Source organism: Butyrivibrio sp. AC2005 (assembly GCF_000424145.1).
Classification (GTDB): domain Bacteria; phylum Bacillota; class Clostridia; order Lachnospirales; family Lachnospiraceae; genus Butyrivibrio.
Map to the genome: position 1 here is coordinate 73252 of NZ_AUJI01000010.1, position 16720 is coordinate 89971.

Sequence of the window (16720 nt, forward strand, 5' to 3'; positions counted from 1 at the left end):
TCACCTCTTCATCTTTGGATCGAACGCATCACGAAGACCGTCACCAATAAAGTTAAATGCAAGAACTGTAAGAAGGATAAATGTTCCTGCAGGAAGCCATACAAAGAGGTAATTTGTCATTACATATGAGTCATTAACCGCATTGATGATACTTCCCCATGAAGCAGCAGGGTACTTGATACCAAGACCAAGGAATGAAAGTGAAGCCTCTGAAAGGATAACCTCACCAAGACCCATACTTGCAAATACGATAAGCTGAGGAATTACATTAGGTATAAGGTGCTTAAAGATTCTACGGTATGTACTGATACCAAGAGCCTCAGCAGCTACCATGAACTCCTGCTCACGAAGTGAGAGTATCTGTCCTCTTACGATACGTGCAATTCCTACCCATCCGATAACAGCCATTACTACACAGAGCAGGTAGATACGTGCTCTGGGGCTTGCCTGATAGTAGTCCATGATAGAACCAAGGATAAGGTAAAGAGGCATGGCAGGTATACAGTAAACTACATCAACAAGTCTCATGAGAAGGTTATCTACCCATCCGCCAAAGAATCCGGCAACACCACCGATTACCATACCAATAAATACTTCGATAAATACAACTACAAATCCGATAAGAAGTGAAATTCTACCACCGTACATAAGACGTGCAAGAAGGTCCATTCCGTTTGCATCAGTTCCTACAGGATGAGCCTTTGAAGGAGCTGCATAAATATCAATAAGTCTTGTTTCCTGGAACTTCTTTATAGTGTACTGTCCGGTCTTCTTCTCAAATCTGTACTCAACACTATTACCTTCTGCATCTGCATATTCAAAGGAGCCTGAATTGCCCTGTGCCTCGAAGGCTTCAAGGGCAGCAGCCTTATATGCGGGATCAAGGAAGGTTCCGGGATCAATCGCATTGAAGTTCATATTGGAAACAACAGCATAGCCCTCTCCATTTGCTTCAACAAGGCCTTCTTCATTTACAGTGTAGTTTGTGCCATCAGCATCAAAGGATGTTACACCTGTAGCAACTGCTATAAGTGCATTTTTGTAAAACTCATATGAGAATTTTGTATCCTTGCTATATCCTGTAAAGGATCTCTTACTTGCAACTGCGAGTTCTGTAGCTTCATATACATCAGCCTTGAAATCCTCGCCGTCAAACATATAAACCTTTCCGTCCTGCTCAAAATCAGCTCTGCCTGCCTCTACAGCAGCATCGAACTCCTTATTACCCTTAAGGAAAACCTGTGCAGGTTCAAGAGAGTAAATAAGAAATATATCTGAATCCTCAGCTGCAGGTGACATACCGATCATCTGACCATCACGAGTCTGGAAAACATATTTCTTTTTTGAAACTGCTATAAGTGCTTTTGAATTGATATCTGAAGGAAGAGTTACTCCGTCAGCTGTCTGGAACTGGAACTGGTCGATTACAGTAGCTCCCGCAAAATCCTTCAGCGCCTGCTCAGTCTTATAGAACACCTTACTCTCTGAATAGGGATAAAGTGCACCGCCTACAAAAGCGAACAGGAACATAGCGATAATAATTACCATACCAACAATAGCAAGTCTGTTTCTAAGGAATCTCTTAAGGACCATCATTCCCGGAGAGAGGACACGGACTCTGTTGGCATCATCAAGATGCATTTCTTCTTTTTTTACTTCGTTTTTCTTTTCTTCTGACATTACATCCGCCTCCTTTCCTTAGTTTACTCTGACTCTGGGGTCTACTACTGCATAAAGAATATCAGCAATAAGGTTACCCAAAAGAATCAGGACTGCCATAAATACCATATAGAACATTACAAAAGGAATGTCTCCCTGTACTACACACTGATATGATGTATATCCGATACCGGGAATCTGGAACAAAGTCTCCGTAATCATAGCACCGGAGAAAAGTCCCGGAAGGGATCCGCCAAGAAGTGTAACAATCGGAATAAGTGTATTTCTAAATGCATGGTAGTTTACTACTCTGTCCTCAGAAAGACCCTTAGCTCTTGCTGTTCTGATATAATCTGCATTTAAAACCTCAAGCATGTTGGTTCTTGTATAACGCATAAGTGAACCTACACTTACAACAGTAAGTGTGATAACAGGCATGATCATGTGACGAGCCATATCAAGGATTTTTCCTGTTGATGAATAACTCTCATGGAATCTTCCTACAATACCATAAAGATCAAGCCAACCCAGTTTTACCGAAAGAACATACTTCAAAATTGTCGCAAAGAAGAAGCTCGGAAGTGAAATACCGATAAGCGCGATTACCGTTACAGTATAATCTGTTGCGGAATACTGTCTTCTTGCTGCAGATACACCTGCAGGTATAGCGATTATTATTTCCAAAATAAATGTAACAAGGCCAAGTGCAAATGAATACCATATTACACTGCCAAACTTCTGTAAAACAGGCTGATTCCAATACCATGAATCGCCAAAATCAAGTCTTATTGCCTTTGATGCCCATTTAAAGTAGCCCTGGATTACCCCCGTGTCCAGACCGTACTGAGCATTTAACTGTTCAACCCACTCAGAGTAGCTCTTTGCACCCGGCTTTGTTGATAAAGCCATAGCCTGTTGTTCAACGTATGATGTAGGCATACATCTCATGATCGTATAAATGATCATAGATACGAAAAACAATAATACTACTGATATGAGCAGACGCTTAAGTATGAATTTCTTCATTGTTGTCTATACTCCTTCTAAATAAAAATATCTTCTACCTGAATAATTCTATATATTACTCGGGGAACAATGTAATCTATATAAAATTTCGCTTTGCGAAATATTTTTTTCGAACCCTATTATTTTATAGCATTTTGCTCAAAATGCAACCTTATATCAATTTAAAGCTGTAAAGTAAAAAAGTATAAAAGTACATAACATGTCCGTGGAAGCTAAAAAGCCCCCACGGACAAAGCCATACGTACTTATATTGTTAAATACGAATTACTTAGTCATAAGTCTCTCAATTCCGTTATGAGCACTTGTTGTTGCAAAGAAGTTGTAGTATGTTGTCTCGTCATGAAGCATATCTGAATTCTCAACATCAACACGCTCTGATGAGTAAATTGAGCAGTTCTGTCTCTGATAAATCGGGATTTCTACTGCATAATCTACTACATAATCAAGAGCTTCCTTGTAAATAGCCTTACGAACTGTCTGATCTGTTGTTGAACGACCCTCAACTACAAGTTCGTCAAGTTCAGGCTGGTTAATCTTGTACATGTATGCAGAACCACCTTCTGAGTGATAGATCTGATACATATCAGGATCCATTGATCCGCCCCAAGCTGCGCACCAGATCTCAGCTGTGCCGCCTTCTGTTGCAGACCAAAGAACTGAAGAATCTGAAAGGTCATTGATGATAAGATCAAAGCCAATCTTTGCAAGGTCTTCCTTAGCTGCTGTAAGGATACCGAATGAAGGGTGATCACCCTTACCATCAGCAGGAATCATAGCCTCATATGAAAGCTTAGCACCCTCGGGAGCTGCTGTAAGCTTGCCATCAGCTACTGTGTATCCAGCCTTCTCGAAGAAGCCGAGAGAAGCCTGAAGAGCTGCCTCATACTTCTCATCCTCGCTCATACCATCTGTATAAATAGGATTTCCATCAACATCTGTTGAGAAAGCTACCTTATAATCAGGATCTGAAGCCTGAGGAGCTGCCCAAGATGTGTTAGAAATAGGATAGTTGATAACATTAGCAGCATCGCCATAGTAAGAATCAACCACAACATCACGATGAACAGCAAGAACAGTTGCAATAGCCTTACGAAGTGCCTTAGACTCTTCGCTTCCGGCATCTGAACCAACCTTAACATTCTGAGAGTTCATTCCGATGTATCCATAACCATTATTATCTACAAGTGAAGTAGAAATCTTGTCACCTGTAAGCTCGCCGTTTGAGTTGTCACCAGCGATCTGCTCAAGTGTTGACTTATTTGCTGAGGGCTCTGCTACATCAAGTGTACCCTGAACAATAGCAGGCTCAGCATCAGACTGCTGAGTAACCTTCATCTGAACTTCCTTAATCTTGGGAGCGCCAAGATAGTAGTTCTCGTTAGCTGTGAAGTAAACAATCTTATTCTCGTATTTGTTAAATACATAAGGGCCTGCACCAAGAGGCTGAGTTGTCTTTGAACGTACAGCTGAAAGATCACCCTTTGTGAATCCGAAGCTATTGTTGTCATAATCATAAAGAGCCTTGTCACCATAGTAGTGAAGAGGACAGATTTCTACAGGAAGGCTATAGATAGCTGTTGCGTCAAGCTTATCCATATGTACAACCATTGAATAGTCGCCTGTCTTCTCGATACCTGTGATAGAAGGAGCAGAATCACCTGTCTCAATTGCATTCTTGTACTCATCTGAAAGCATATCAAGGATTCCGTCGCCAGCCTTCTCCTTGTCAGTAGCTGTCATAACATCGTTATCGTAAGCAGCCATGATCTCATTCCAGAAATCATCAACTGTAGGAGCTGTGCCACCCTTAACATCGAATGTAGCACCTGAAGGAGCTGTAAGAACGCCGCCTTCTACTGTACCATAGCCCCAGTTTGCCATTGCATTGGCAATAGGATCCTTGGCAATATCTTCATCATCAGATACAGCACCGTTTGCTGTGCAGTAATCTGCGATATCATTGATGAACTGTTCCTTAGCTGCAGGGAAATCTGTTTCCCAGAACTTCTTCTGCTGATCTTCTGTGAAGTATGTGAAGTCTGTGTTGTCCTCACCAGCCTTAACAAGAAGGTTGAAGAGTGTATCAGAACCTTTTCTGTAGTCTTCCATACCTGTAATAGGAAGTGCACTGAATGTAGCAGCTCCATCATAAGAAGGATCAGCAACAACATACATAGAGAAAATTACATCATCAATAGTAAGAGGCTCACCATCTGAGAAGGTGATATCATCACGAAGTTCAAATGCATAATCTACTGTTCCATCTTCATTTTCAGTAATTACGCAATTTGCAGGTCCCTTGTACTCATAGCTGTTACCATTATATTCCTTTGTTTCTCCGTCGATACCATTCAGAATCATCTCTCCTAAACGATCAACAGTAAGAAGAGGAAGTGATGTCATCTGAGATACGTTATTGTCATATACTGAATTTGCAAAGAAAGGACTGAACTTCTCAGAGAATTCAGACTCTCCAATTACGAGCGGTGCTCCGCTTCCTATGCTCTCTGTAGCTGTCTCGCCCTCTTCAGTAGATTCAGCAGCTGTAGCATCGCTATCACTGCTCTCCTCAGTAGAAGCATCTGCAGTAGACTCAGCTGTATCTGCAGATTCGGTTGTTGTGCTTGCTTCGCCGCCGCAGCCAACTGCACTGACAACCATTGTTCCGGCAAGTCCTAATGCCAGAAATTTGCCTAACTTTTTCATATTGCCCTCCATTCTGGGTTTTTCCCCCAATTTATATATGTGCATCCACCTTGGTGGTTGTCACCCTCGTAATATTATATATAGTAGTTATAAACCTACTTACCTGATTCAACAGATATACCGGAAAAGTTCTTATTGTAATATTTTGCAAATAATAACGCTACAATCACTACCGGTAAATGCAACAGCAGATAAAACAGCTCGAGCTTAATATCGTACTGCCCACGCCTTATAATAAGATAAACCACCTCGCTGATCATACTTATTATCGCAAGAACAATAACTGCAATTCCGCAAAAATGCATGCGCCCGATACCCTTATCATACTGCTGCCTTGTCATTCGCGGAGTTGATAAAGCGTACTCAAGCACTCCTAAAAGGAAGAATATCACCGGAAGAAATTCTATTATATATGGTAATACAACCCACAAGGTTCTTGACGATGTCTGATTAACCATGCCCTGAACTACGAGAGCAGCAAACATCCCTATACCATATAACACACATGGCAGATATGTCTTCTTTTTTTCATTTTCATCATAAGGAAGCACATAGATATCCCCTTTATAGAAGAATCTATCCCGAAACCTCCCTTTTTTATCCATCTCAGGAGCGTGATCATAATCTCCTTTGTATGGATTATGTAAAATACTCATTACCCCAAAATCCTATTTCTAAGCCAAACAGGCAAAATGTCTGTCCGGCAGGCAAAACATTTAGAAAAAAAGCGTTCCAACCTTACACTCTGCAAGTCGGAACGCCGTTGTTCTAAATGTAAGTATACATTATTGATATTCTTATTTCTATACTGATATTTCATTCGCAAGTCGGGTCTATTGACTAATAAACATATCAGCAAGATTAAATTATATCAAAATGTTAAAATAAGTCAAGCACAGACGCACTTTTGTCTTTCACACGCGGACACTTTGTTGATTTAAAGCATGTGAGCGGAAACGCTAAAACACTTCACTTTAATCATTTTCTTAGTACGAAAGTTCTCCAAAGAAACTTCGCATTTGACACTAAGTATCTCTTGAGAAGACGCTTGGGATCCTGAAAAAGTCTGTACAGCCATTCCATACCGATTTTTCTTACCCACATCGGTGCCCTTTTTATATTCCCTGCATAAAAATTAAATCCTGCACCAACTCCAAGCATAAGTCCATGAACCTGGCCCTCATGAGCTGCCATCCATTTTTCCTGCTTCGGAGCTCCAAGTCCTATCCAGATAAGATCCGCACCTGAGCCGTTAAGCATCTCAACAACCTCTTCATCCTCTTCGGGTGTGAGTTCTCTATATGGTGGTGAATAGAAACCTCTTATATCCATTCCCGGAAATCTCTTAGGCAGTTTTTCCTTTAGAAGTGCTATCGTCTCCTCAGATGATCCGTAGAAAAAGTGTGACAGCTTGGAATCCATAGTTGAAGAAAACATAGCCTCCATAAAATCGGGACCGGCAATTCTCTCTGCCTTAACAAAACCTGCCTTCTGAATTCTATTGACTATAGGCTGACCATCAGGGAATGTAAGCGCCGAGCCGTTCTGTATTTTCATGTAATCGGGATGATCACTGGCTTCAACTGTCGTATGCACATTACAAAAGCATATATATTTCCCAAAGAGTTCCTTAATATGACTTCTGACATATAAAACCGCATTATCAACATTGGATACAGCAAAGTTAACTCCCAGAACATTGCACCTCTTTGACATAGCCGAAAAGTATGAGGTCTGGAAATACCCCATATCCCTGATAAGGTGATTTGTCACCCACAGCCCGTCAAGAGATAATCCGTAATAGGTATTAATACCCTCATTTGCCAGTCTTCTTACTATATCTGTTCTTACGTAGTTTGTTATATCCAGCTTGTCGGAAATACATACAAAGGCATCACTGCACCCTGCATCCTTAACTTTTTCAACCAGCTGTTCTCTATTAATAACAGCCTCATAGTCATCAGCATTTCTCGTATCTTCTATAGAATATGCATCATCAAGTGTAAAAACATCTTCAAGTTCAAATTCTATGCCAAGACCTTTTTCCAGATTTGCCCTTACATGATCCACATCCTTGGAATATACCAGCGCTGCAAGCTTTCTTCTGTGAATATCAGGGTTCCCGTTTTTTTTAAGAATGCCTCTGTATATCAGCCTGAATGAGAATACGAAAACAAAATTAAATATGACCAGATATGCCATGGCCAGTCTGGAAACAAAGTAGGTGTCCTTCGAGATCATAAGAACAATCAGAAGGAAAACAAAAAGCATAACCTGATTCTTGAAAACCTCCGTGAAGGTCTCAATCGGATCCATATCCTCTATCGGCTTATAATCAAGTCTTCTTCCTCTGTAGACATTTACAAGTGTAGCAAAAAGAATTTCCATAACAAAAATCATGGAATAGAGAGGAACCATCCACTCTTTCTTAAAATGCCAGTTAAAACGGAGAGTGATCATAAGAATATACGCAAGCGACAGAGAAACTGCATCAACTATCAATAATATTCTTTTTCTCTTGTGTGAGCGTGACAGGCTCATATCAAAATTCCCCTCACTTCTTACTTAAAGCATCTGTGGATTATATCAATTATTACATCCTGCTCTTCTTCAGTCATCTTGTTGTCAGAGGGAAGACACAGTCCCCTCTCAAAAATATCCGAACCTATATCTAAAGCAACTCCTTCATCTATATAGGCATTACTTCTTCCGCGAAGAATTCCTTCAGTGGTAACAAAAATATTGTTCCTGTACATGGGCTGCATATGCATCGGTTTCCATATTGGTCTTCCCTCCGCATTAAAACTTGCAATAGCTTCAAGAATCTCTGTAGGACAGCTCTTTCCTGGCTCTGACTTATACAAAACCTCTTTTTCAGATCTGACCTGAGGACACATAGCATCCTTATCTATAATCATACAGCTGAGCCAGTAATTAGGCTCGGTATCATCCGGAATCGGATTCATGGAAACAGGAAGATCCTTTAAGCCATCCTTATACCTTTGATAAATCCTCTTCTTGCTTGCAATATGTTCCTCAAGGTAAGGGAGCTGACCTCGTACAACACCGGCAACTATATTTGACATGCGGTAGTTATAGCCGAGTTCCTCGTGCTGATACCAGGCTGCATTCTCTCTTGCCTGTGTACTCAGCTTTCTAACCTTGTGGCAGTCCTCCTCGGAATCTGTAAGGAACATTCCGCCTGAACTTCCTGTTACTATCTTATTTCCATTAAAAGAAATTACACTGTAATCGCCAAATTTTCCTGTCTGTATTCCTTTATACGATGCTCCAAAGGATTCCGCAGCATCTTCAACTATAAGTGCACCGTGCTTATCAGCTATCTTTCTGATTTCATCAATCTTTCCGGGTGTACCGTAAAGATAAGCCACAACTATAAGTCTTACTTCAGGATATAATTCAAAGGCCTTCTCCAAAGCCTCCGGGCTCATGTTCCAGCTGTCAGTCTCCGTATCGATAAATACAGCTTCACCGCCCTCGTATGCAACAGGATTCACCGTGGCATCGAAAGTCATGTCTGAACAGAATACTTTTTTCCCTGTAAGTGTTCCGACATTTACATCCTGCGGACCATAAAGCTTTTCACCTGCAAGTCGTATAGCAAGATGGAGAGCTGCTGTTCCTGAGCTAAGCCCCACCGCATACTTTCTTCCGATTTTTTCCTGAACAAGCTTTTCAGATTCATTTATATTTTCGCCAACAGTAGAAACCCAGTTGGTTTCAATGGCATCTGTGACCCATTTGAGTTCGTCTCCGTGCATTGTGGGAGATGAAAGCCATACTCTTTTGTCGAATTTTTTTATACCGTTAAATCTTTCGTCCATAGAACCCTCATCCGGCGCTTCGCGCCACCTTCTCCCAAAGGGAGAAGGCTTTAATATAGTTTTCTTTCGCCTTACAAACAATAAAAACTTTATCTATTCTTTCGCTTTACAAACAATAAAAACTTTATCTATTCTTTCGCTTTACAAATAAATACCTTACTCCGTCTCATTTATGAGTTCTGCCGCACGCTCAAGAGCTTTCTGATGCTCAAGTGAATGCGAATCCGCATTATCCTCAGGGTGATAGGTTGTAACTATCTTCTGAACTATCTCTCTGATCTCATCAGCATGCTCAGCCTTGGAAGCACCATTGAGCTCCTCCAGCTGTGAGAAAAACTTCATATCATCCATATCAATAGGCTTACCGATATGAATCATTCTGTTAGCTGTATCCTGCAGACCTTCCTCATCCATGAGCATCTCTTCATAGAGCTTCTCACCGGGACGAAGACCTGTAAATTCAATCTTGATATCCTCTCCAACCTTATAACCTGAAAGCTTAATCAGGTTCTCGGCAAGATCAAGGATTCTCACAGGCTCACCCATATCAAGAACAAAAATCTCTCCGCCCTTCGCATATGCGCCTGCCTGCATGACAAGGCTGACCGCCTCGGGTATTGTCATGAAGTATCTGATAATATTAGGGTCTGTAACTGTTACAGGTCCACCGGCTGCAATCTGCTTTTTAAAAAGCGGAATAACCGATCCGTTTGAACCAAGTACATTACCGAATCTGACAGCAACAAACTCTGTATCGTAATGCTTATTAAAGGTCTGGACGATCATCTCACAGATACGCTTACTTGCTCCCATAATATTTGTGGGATTAACTGCCTTATCCGTAGAAATCATAACAAACTTCTGGCAACCATTCATAGCTGCTGCCATTGCTGTCTTAAAGGTTCCGAATACATTGTTTTTAATAGCTTCATTCGGACTATCCTCCATAAGCGGTACGTGCTTATGTGCAGCTGCATGATAAACAATCTCCGGTCTGTATGTCTCAAAGATTCTGTTTATTCTGTTAGTATTTCTTACTGATGCTATAAGTACCTCTAAATCCAGTTCAGGATGATTTCTCTTAAGCTCCTGCTGGATGTCATATGCATTATTCTCATAAATGTCCACTATTATGAGCTTCTTTGGCTTGTGATTTGCAATCTGTCTTGAAAGCTCGGAACCAATGGATCCGCCACCGCCTGTTACAAGAACAGTTTTCCCGCTCACATAATCTGCAATCTGATTGAGATCTACTGCAATAGGGTCTCTTCCAAGAAGGTCTTCAACCTCAACCTCACGTAGCTTACTGACATTAACTTCGCCATTAACAAGCTGATAAACTCCGGGTAGTGAACGGAGCTTACAGTTAGTCTCCTTACAAAGATCAAGGAGTTTTTTCATCTCTCTTCTGGAAAGAGATGGAATTGCTACGATAATCTCATCGATATCATAAAGATCAGCGCACTCTAAGATCTTATCGCGTCCGCCTACTACTCTGATTCCCTGAATGTAATGTCCCCACTTGCTTCTGTCATCATCAATGATACATCTGATAACCATAGTGGAAAAATTACTGTTAACAATTTCCTTAATAATAATGTTACCGGATTCTCCTGCACCGATCACCATTACGGAAGTAGTATTCTTACGGTTCTCAGTCTTATGCTTAACGCTCCTTATAAATCTGTAGCTGAATCTGCTTACAAAAATCAGAGTGATAAGTATAAAGGTATATAAAAAGTAATAACTCTGCGGAACAGGCTGCCTGCCAACCTTAAAAAACTGAAGGCCAAATGCATTGGTGACACCTGATGCAACACAGGCAATAACAAGATTCTGAAGCTCCGTCTCACCTGCATATGCCCACAAACTGTTATAGAGCCTGAAAAGATAAAAATATGCCAGTGAGATAATTACATTGAATACCAAAAAATCCGTTACCGGATCCATAAATTCATACGGTACAAGATCAATGTTGAACTCATATCTCATTAAAAGTGCCAAATAACTGGCAATTATGATACTTAGCACATCATAGACGATAAGTCCGGCTCTTCTATAAAATTTTGCAAAATTAAAAGGTTTCTTCTCTGATTTCATATCTTCTTATTTTATCATAAATTAGCTTTTTCTTTAAATGTTATGGGTATAAGAGAAAACATAAGTGCAATGGCCATAGGATTGCTAAACTGGAATACCCACTCAGACAGCGCAGCCACGCCAAATCCTACCGTCATGGCAAAGGGCAATATTGCTCCGGGGACGTCATTTCTGTGTCTGATATAATATACTGCCCCTGCAAAAAACGCGCATGCCATAACAAGCAGAAATACTATTCCGCTTAGAATTCCATTGTCGTACATAACCTGCAGATATGTATTGTGCGCATGTACCGCAATCTCTCCGGAAGGAAGAACCGCACCCATCTCATCATGTCCAAACAGATTCATCTGCTGAAGATATGATTTAAATATGGTTATTCTTCCATTGGAAAATTCCTCTATTCCATCCTCAGAAGCCTGATTATTCTGATCTTCGGCTGTTTCATCCTGCTCACCGGCAGTCTCATCCTGCTCACCGGCAGCTTCTTCATCCTGGCTGTCCGCATTTTCCTCTGTGCCTTCGTTAGCAGCTTCCTCAGCCTGTATAGCTGCTGCAGCCTCCTCCTCAGCTCTCATTCTGGCAAACAGTTCTTCTCCCCCTGTCTCCATCAGATATTCCCTGGTTTCAGGAGATGTCTGCTTTGAAGCCACAATTTCAGGAAGTGAGTAAACCATCCATCTGGACTGATCCTCAGTAAGGGCAACACCGTTTTCTCCGACCATGGAATAGCCTTCACTGTTGAAGTTCTTATCATCCTCGGGATAATTATAATCCATGATGTCGATATTCAGGATTTTCTCAGCAAAAAGATCTACAAATCTCTCTATATTCATATACAGATGATTGTCCGGCTGACCACCACCGTAAAGTCCGAAATTCCCGGTCTCTACCAAAAACTTCTTAGGATGTGCCACTATAGCAGGGAACATTCTCTGAAGTGCAAAGGCTGAAGGGAAGCACAGCAATACGGAAAGAACCATCGTTCCAATCTGTATCCCCAGATATCTGAGCTTACCTTTTTCACAATCCGTAGACATAAGCGCAAGCATACAAACGATCATAACAACACACGCAAAGTATGACGTTCTTGATATGGTGAATATCATATATGCTGACACAAAACCAAACAGAATAAACTCTTTCCAGAGATATTTAAAACGCGCCTTAAAGGATGTAAGCTCTCTTGTAGTATATATCTTATACAATAGAAGCACCGCAGCTGCGCACTCCATCACCGTCATATATTCAGCCGTTATGGTTACTGTATGAAATACAAAAGCGTATCTTCCGGTATTAAATGCCGCAAAGCTTCTGTACATCCAGCAGTAGACCATTGACACAACAAAGTTCAGGAGAAGTCCACCTATTATAAGCTCCGGATACGCCTTAAAACCATAAAGCCTGTAGCAAAGCATAAGTCCCAATACAAAAGCTGCTATGGCAACTCCCCACCACCTGGTATTTCTGAAAACAACAAGTACTACAAAAAATACCATGAAAAGAATACCAAAGAAGCTGATTTTCAGTTCTGCCTTTTCAGAAAGCTTTCGAAGTCCCTCTTCTTTTATTCTTCCATATATTTCAGCACTAAGGTTCAAAATTAAAAAGCCCGCAAGAACAACTATTATAACACCATACGTCATAGCGGCATTATGCAGATCGTATTCCTTCTCAGTATCAGGCATAAGGTGAGCATTTCTGTACCATAATCCTGCGACTATAGAAATTACTGCATAAATTGCATTCCAAAGTTTTCTTACTCTTTCAAACGGAAGTGCCAGGCATAAAAAGAGCAGAAGACATATCATTTCCTTTCGCTCTGCAAGAGTCTGATATATTGTAAAAAGCGCATTCATATATTCACAGCAAAACCAGATGGCAGCCGCAATAACTCCCATCTGAGCAAAGCTTTTCACATTATGCCAGAGCTTCTCATCCAGGGTGGCGTCATTCTCATGATTGATAGCATAGAAAACAAGAATGTATGTTATAAGAACGCCAAGCTCAAGAAAAGCATTTTCTATCGGTCTGCTGTCAAAATATTTTATCGGATAGATCAGTACCATAAGCACAACCATGGAAACCGCTGCTATCGGATTGCACACAACTCTGACAACACGATGAACCGTAACAAGCTCATCCTTCTTATTTCTGAATAAAAATTTCTCAAGAACAATAAGAATTGCCGCTATTGCAATGATCCCCGCAATAATAAGAAGAGACACCGACTTTGTCAGCGGCTGTCTGTAATTATAGTTTGCAGCAAGCTGAACTCCCTCAATTGTTGTATCGTGATAAGCAAATGATACAAAGTAGGGGGATGTGTCCTCTCCCGCATGCTCATATGCCATATAAAAAGTAGAAAAAGCACCGTTTAAGATCATTGTGTAGGTCTCACCAACATTAAGGTTAAGACCTACTCTTACATGAACATAGCCAGGGAGCTTGGAATCTCTCAGGTAAACAACTCTCTGATAGACTTCTTCCATATTTTCATTATAAAAAACCATGCTCATATAATTGCCGAGTTCTATCTCCTCGACATATATATCCACAGATTCAAGTCTGTCATACTGGGCGATGAATTTCTGAACCACATCATGATAGTCATTCACCCTCTCAGAGGTCTGGACAATTTCTCCGCCTCCCTTTTCAGTAATTGTTCTCTGCCAGATTCTAAAGGGAAAAACAGAGAGTATAAAAAGAGCTGCAAAAATAAGAATCACTGCTCTTATGGCCACACTTCTGTAAACAACTTTTCTTCTCATAAATCCTCCACTGCACAAGAGTTATGCAGTAAAACAGTATACACCAAAACCGGAATACTATACCACAAATATATCGTATATCTGACAAGGTATGTCGGTCCAAGTAAAACCGTAAGCCACACCAACATCAGTAATAACCAGGGATACATCCCACGTTCTCTTCTAATAACACCTGCTGTAATTATCAGATAAATAAACATCCAGAAATATGCCGCCGGTGAAAACAATAGTGATAGCACCGGTATATTCTGCTGAAACTTCTCTATAGACAGCTTTCTGTAAAAAGCATCTATAAAAGGAATAAGGCTTTTTCTCTCTCCCGGAAGCTCCACCTCATAACCAAAATATGAGCTGTCAGTATACGTAAAGGTAAATACCGTATTACCCTGATAAACATTAATAACCGCACCGGGATACCAGTATCCGTAGGAAGTCAAAAACCATCCATTGAGATAGCTCATGGGATTTTGTACTCCCTTATGAAGCCAAAGTGTCCAAAACGATTTTTTATCCTTTTCATAAGCCGCATTGTCGAAATACATCTTAAGTATATCCGATATTCTCGGAGTGTAATGCGACAGCGCCTCTTCACTTAAGTAGCTGTGCAGTACTTCCTTTTCTTCTTCCGTAAAACTGTCCTTATCATAGTAATACACTCTTGCAAGCTGCTGGATAGGCACCGTGAGCATTTCCTGATGTTCACCGGTCTCGGCAGAAAGTACATGTCCTATTACAAGATTAATACAAAAATAAATAACAATCGGCGCAACAAGAAAAGTGGCTCTGTGATACTTATCCTTATCCTTAAGTGCCCTCTCAGCAATAAGGACTATTACTGCAAAAACGATGTATGCATAAAACCCGTTATGCCTAAAAAGCATCATGAGAACTGCGCTTATTATTATCTGACATGCTTTTCTTCTTTTTTGACCTCTGCCTTCGCTTTCCTCCCACTCCATCATGAGAATAACCGACAGAACAAGAAAGGCCGAGAAAAATCCGTCCTTGCAGGAACATAACGTATACATAACAATAGTAGGGAATATTCCGAAAAATAATGCTGAAAAACCCCTAAACTTTTTTCCTGCCCCATGTTTTTTCAGGAAGCTTATAAGATATGTAAATATCCAGGTCATCACCAGCATCTGCATGAATATATAAAAAAATATTCCTGCATTATAGCTTCCCGTAAACTTATGAAAGAATGCAACGCTTCCTCCGAGCAAAAGTACATGCAGCAGCGGATGATGAGTGTTAAAGCTCCTCGTCAGAACCTCAATAACCTCCGTCTGCGCATCATATACAAAGAACCCCGGATACACTCCCAGTAAAACCACAAAATTAAGAGCAGCTATAAGCATCCATACTTTAAAAAACTCATTTCCGGTGTAACCCTTTTTAAGAGTCTTTTCTCTATTTACAGAGATTGCCGTTATCCTCCGGCTTTCTTTTTTGCTCCCCCTTAAGAGCTTCACCCAGCTGTATCGAACCAATGCGGCAATCAAAGCAGAAAGAGCAATAAATACTACCAGCATCTTCATATCTCCTATATCGATATGATCCGAGCTTTCCAGCTGATAGCCCCATACAAGGGAGAGGGACATGCATACACCAAATAAGACCGGCATCAGCCAGGTCTTATCCTTACTCTTCTGATTCCTCATGTTTAACCTCATCACGGATAACATACTGCGGATTATTATTCTGTGAAATATAGATTCTTCCGATGTACTCTCCCGCCATGCCTACCATAAGCATAAGCATTCCGTCCATAAAGGTTATGGCCGACATAAGCGCAGAAAAACCAACTGTCGGAAGATCGGGATACATCATCTTTTTTATCACAGTATAAATCCCGTATAAAAATCCGATACAAGCAAAAATACCGCCTGCCAGAGTTCCGATACGAAGCGGCTTAATGCTGAAGGCAGTAAATCCGTTTATCCAAAGCGCCATAAGCTTTGAGAAGGTATAACCGCTTGTACCGATTTCCCTTGCTCTGTGTGTAACATCAACATTGACTATATTTTTAGTAGTCCTGAGAACAAGCCCTATAACATAAGGATATGAGCTCTTGTACTTTATCATCTCATCCACTACAAATCTTCTCACAGCAAAATAACTGGACACGTGTAGCTCCTTTGGCTTACCAAGCATCACATGTGCCATCCATTCATTCATGGCTGTTCCGAAATTCCTGAAAAGGTTGTGCTTTTTCTGAGCATATCTTGCATAGACAACATCTGCTCCCTTCTCTATCTGATAGAGAAGTTTACCAACTTCATCTGCGGGAGTCTGTCCATCATCGTCAAGACATACCACTATATCTCCCTTTGACGCATTAAGCCCCGCCATTATTGCTGCGTGCTGCCCAAAATTCTTAGCAAGATTGTACCCTCGTATCTCGTCATGCTCCTTTACAAGCTGACAGATCTTGTCCCAGGTATTGTCCGGTGATGAATCATTGACAAGGATAATCTCATAGCTATAAAGGACAAGCATGTCCATAGCGCCTTCAATCTCGTTTATTACATTTTCAATTGTCTTTTCCGAGCGATAGCACGGAATCACAAAACTAACTAATTTATTTCGCATAGGGTTATAATAACATAA

10 protein-coding genes are annotated in these 16720 nt (G+C 40.8%); all 10 read right to left on the minus strand.

Going from position 1 to position 16720, the window contains the following annotated elements; translation table 11 throughout:
• A complete protein-coding gene (locus tag G602_RS29650; protein WP_026657381.1) occupies positions 1 to 1680 on the minus strand; it encodes an ABC transporter permease in 1680 nt (559 codons plus the stop codon).
• An 18-nt stretch (positions 1681 to 1698) separates the two neighbouring features.
• Positions 1699 to 2685, minus strand: a complete 987-nt coding sequence (locus tag G602_RS0101875; protein ID WP_026657382.1) for an ABC transporter permease — start codon at positions 2683 to 2685, stop codon at positions 1699 to 1701.
• 264 nt (positions 2686 to 2949) lie between these two features.
• Positions 2950 to 5391, minus strand: coding sequence for an ABC transporter substrate-binding protein (locus G602_RS0101880; RefSeq protein WP_044930831.1), 2442 nt, complete (start codon positions 5389 to 5391; stop codon positions 2950 to 2952).
• Positions 5392 to 5486: 95 nt separating this feature from the next.
• A complete protein-coding gene (locus G602_RS0101885) occupies positions 5487 to 6047 on the minus strand; it encodes a hypothetical protein (protein ID WP_044930832.1) in 561 nt (186 codons plus the stop codon).
• A 322-nt stretch (positions 6048 to 6369) separates the two neighbouring features.
• Positions 6370 to 7932, minus strand: a complete 1563-nt coding sequence (locus tag G602_RS31285) for a WecB/TagA/CpsF family glycosyltransferase (RefSeq protein WP_242835474.1) — start codon at positions 7930 to 7932, stop codon at positions 6370 to 6372.
• Positions 7933 to 7952: 20 nt separating this feature from the next.
• The gene (locus G602_RS0101895; protein WP_196808567.1) at positions 7953 to 9236 is read right to left on the minus strand and encodes a DegT/DnrJ/EryC1/StrS family aminotransferase; all 1284 of its coding nucleotides are present in this window, start codon (positions 9234 to 9236) and stop codon (positions 7953 to 7955) included.
• A 156-nt stretch (positions 9237 to 9392) separates the two neighbouring features.
• Positions 9393 to 11336, minus strand: coding sequence for a polysaccharide biosynthesis protein (locus G602_RS0101900; RefSeq protein ID WP_026657388.1), 1944 nt, complete (start codon positions 11334 to 11336; stop codon positions 9393 to 9395).
• 14 nt (positions 11337 to 11350) lie between these two features.
• A complete protein-coding gene (locus G602_RS0101905) occupies positions 11351 to 14107 on the minus strand; it encodes an O-antigen ligase family protein (protein WP_026657389.1) in 2757 nt (918 codons plus the stop codon).
• Positions 14104 to 15771: a DUF6020 family protein gene (locus tag G602_RS0101910; protein ID WP_026657390.1), complete on the minus strand. Its 1668-nt coding sequence runs from the start codon at positions 15769 to 15771 to the stop codon at positions 14104 to 14106. The genes G602_RS0101905 and G602_RS0101910 overlap by 4 nt, the downstream gene beginning before the upstream one ends.
• Positions 15752 to 16702: a glycosyltransferase family 2 protein gene (locus G602_RS0101915; RefSeq protein ID WP_026657392.1), complete on the minus strand. Its 951-nt coding sequence runs from the start codon at positions 16700 to 16702 to the stop codon at positions 15752 to 15754. The genes G602_RS0101910 and G602_RS0101915 overlap by 20 nt, the downstream gene beginning before the upstream one ends.
• Between the last annotated feature and the right edge of the window lie 18 nt (positions 16703 to 16720).

What these genes read in the sequence shown, in the direction of transcription:
- G602_RS0101915 (WP_026657392.1), bottom strand. Translation starts at nt 16,702, where the DNA reads ATGCGAAATAAATTAGTTAGTTTTGTGATTCCGTGCTATCGCTCGGAA.
- G602_RS29650 (WP_026657381.1), bottom strand. Translation starts at nt 1,680, where the DNA reads ATGTCAGAAGAAAAGAAAAACGAAGTAAAAAAAGAAGAAATGCATCTT.
- G602_RS0101895 (WP_196808567.1), bottom strand. Translation starts at nt 9,236, where the DNA reads ATGGACGAAAGATTTAACGGTATAAAAAAATTCGACAAAAGAGTATGG.
- G602_RS0101875 (WP_026657382.1), bottom strand. Translation starts at nt 2,685, where the DNA reads ATGAAGAAATTCATACTTAAGCGTCTGCTCATATCAGTAGTATTATTG.
- G602_RS0101885 (WP_044930832.1), bottom strand. Translation starts at nt 6,047, where the DNA reads ATGAGTATTTTACATAATCCATACAAAGGAGATTATGATCACGCTCCT.
- G602_RS31285 (WP_242835474.1), bottom strand. Translation starts at nt 7,932, where the DNA reads ATGAGCCTGTCACGCTCACACAAGAGAAAAAGAATATTATTGATAGTT.
- G602_RS0101900 (WP_026657388.1), bottom strand. Translation starts at nt 11,336, where the DNA reads ATGAAATCAGAGAAGAAACCTTTTAATTTTGCAAAATTTTATAGAAGA.
- G602_RS0101905 (WP_026657389.1), bottom strand. Translation starts at nt 14,107, where the DNA reads ATGAGAAGAAAAGTTGTTTACAGAAGTGTGGCCATAAGAGCAGTGATT.
- G602_RS0101910 (WP_026657390.1), bottom strand. Translation starts at nt 15,771, where the DNA reads ATGAGGAATCAGAAGAGTAAGGATAAGACCTGGCTGATGCCGGTCTTA.
- G602_RS0101880 (WP_044930831.1), bottom strand. Translation starts at nt 5,391, where the DNA reads ATGAAAAAGTTAGGCAAATTTCTGGCATTAGGACTTGCCGGAACAATG.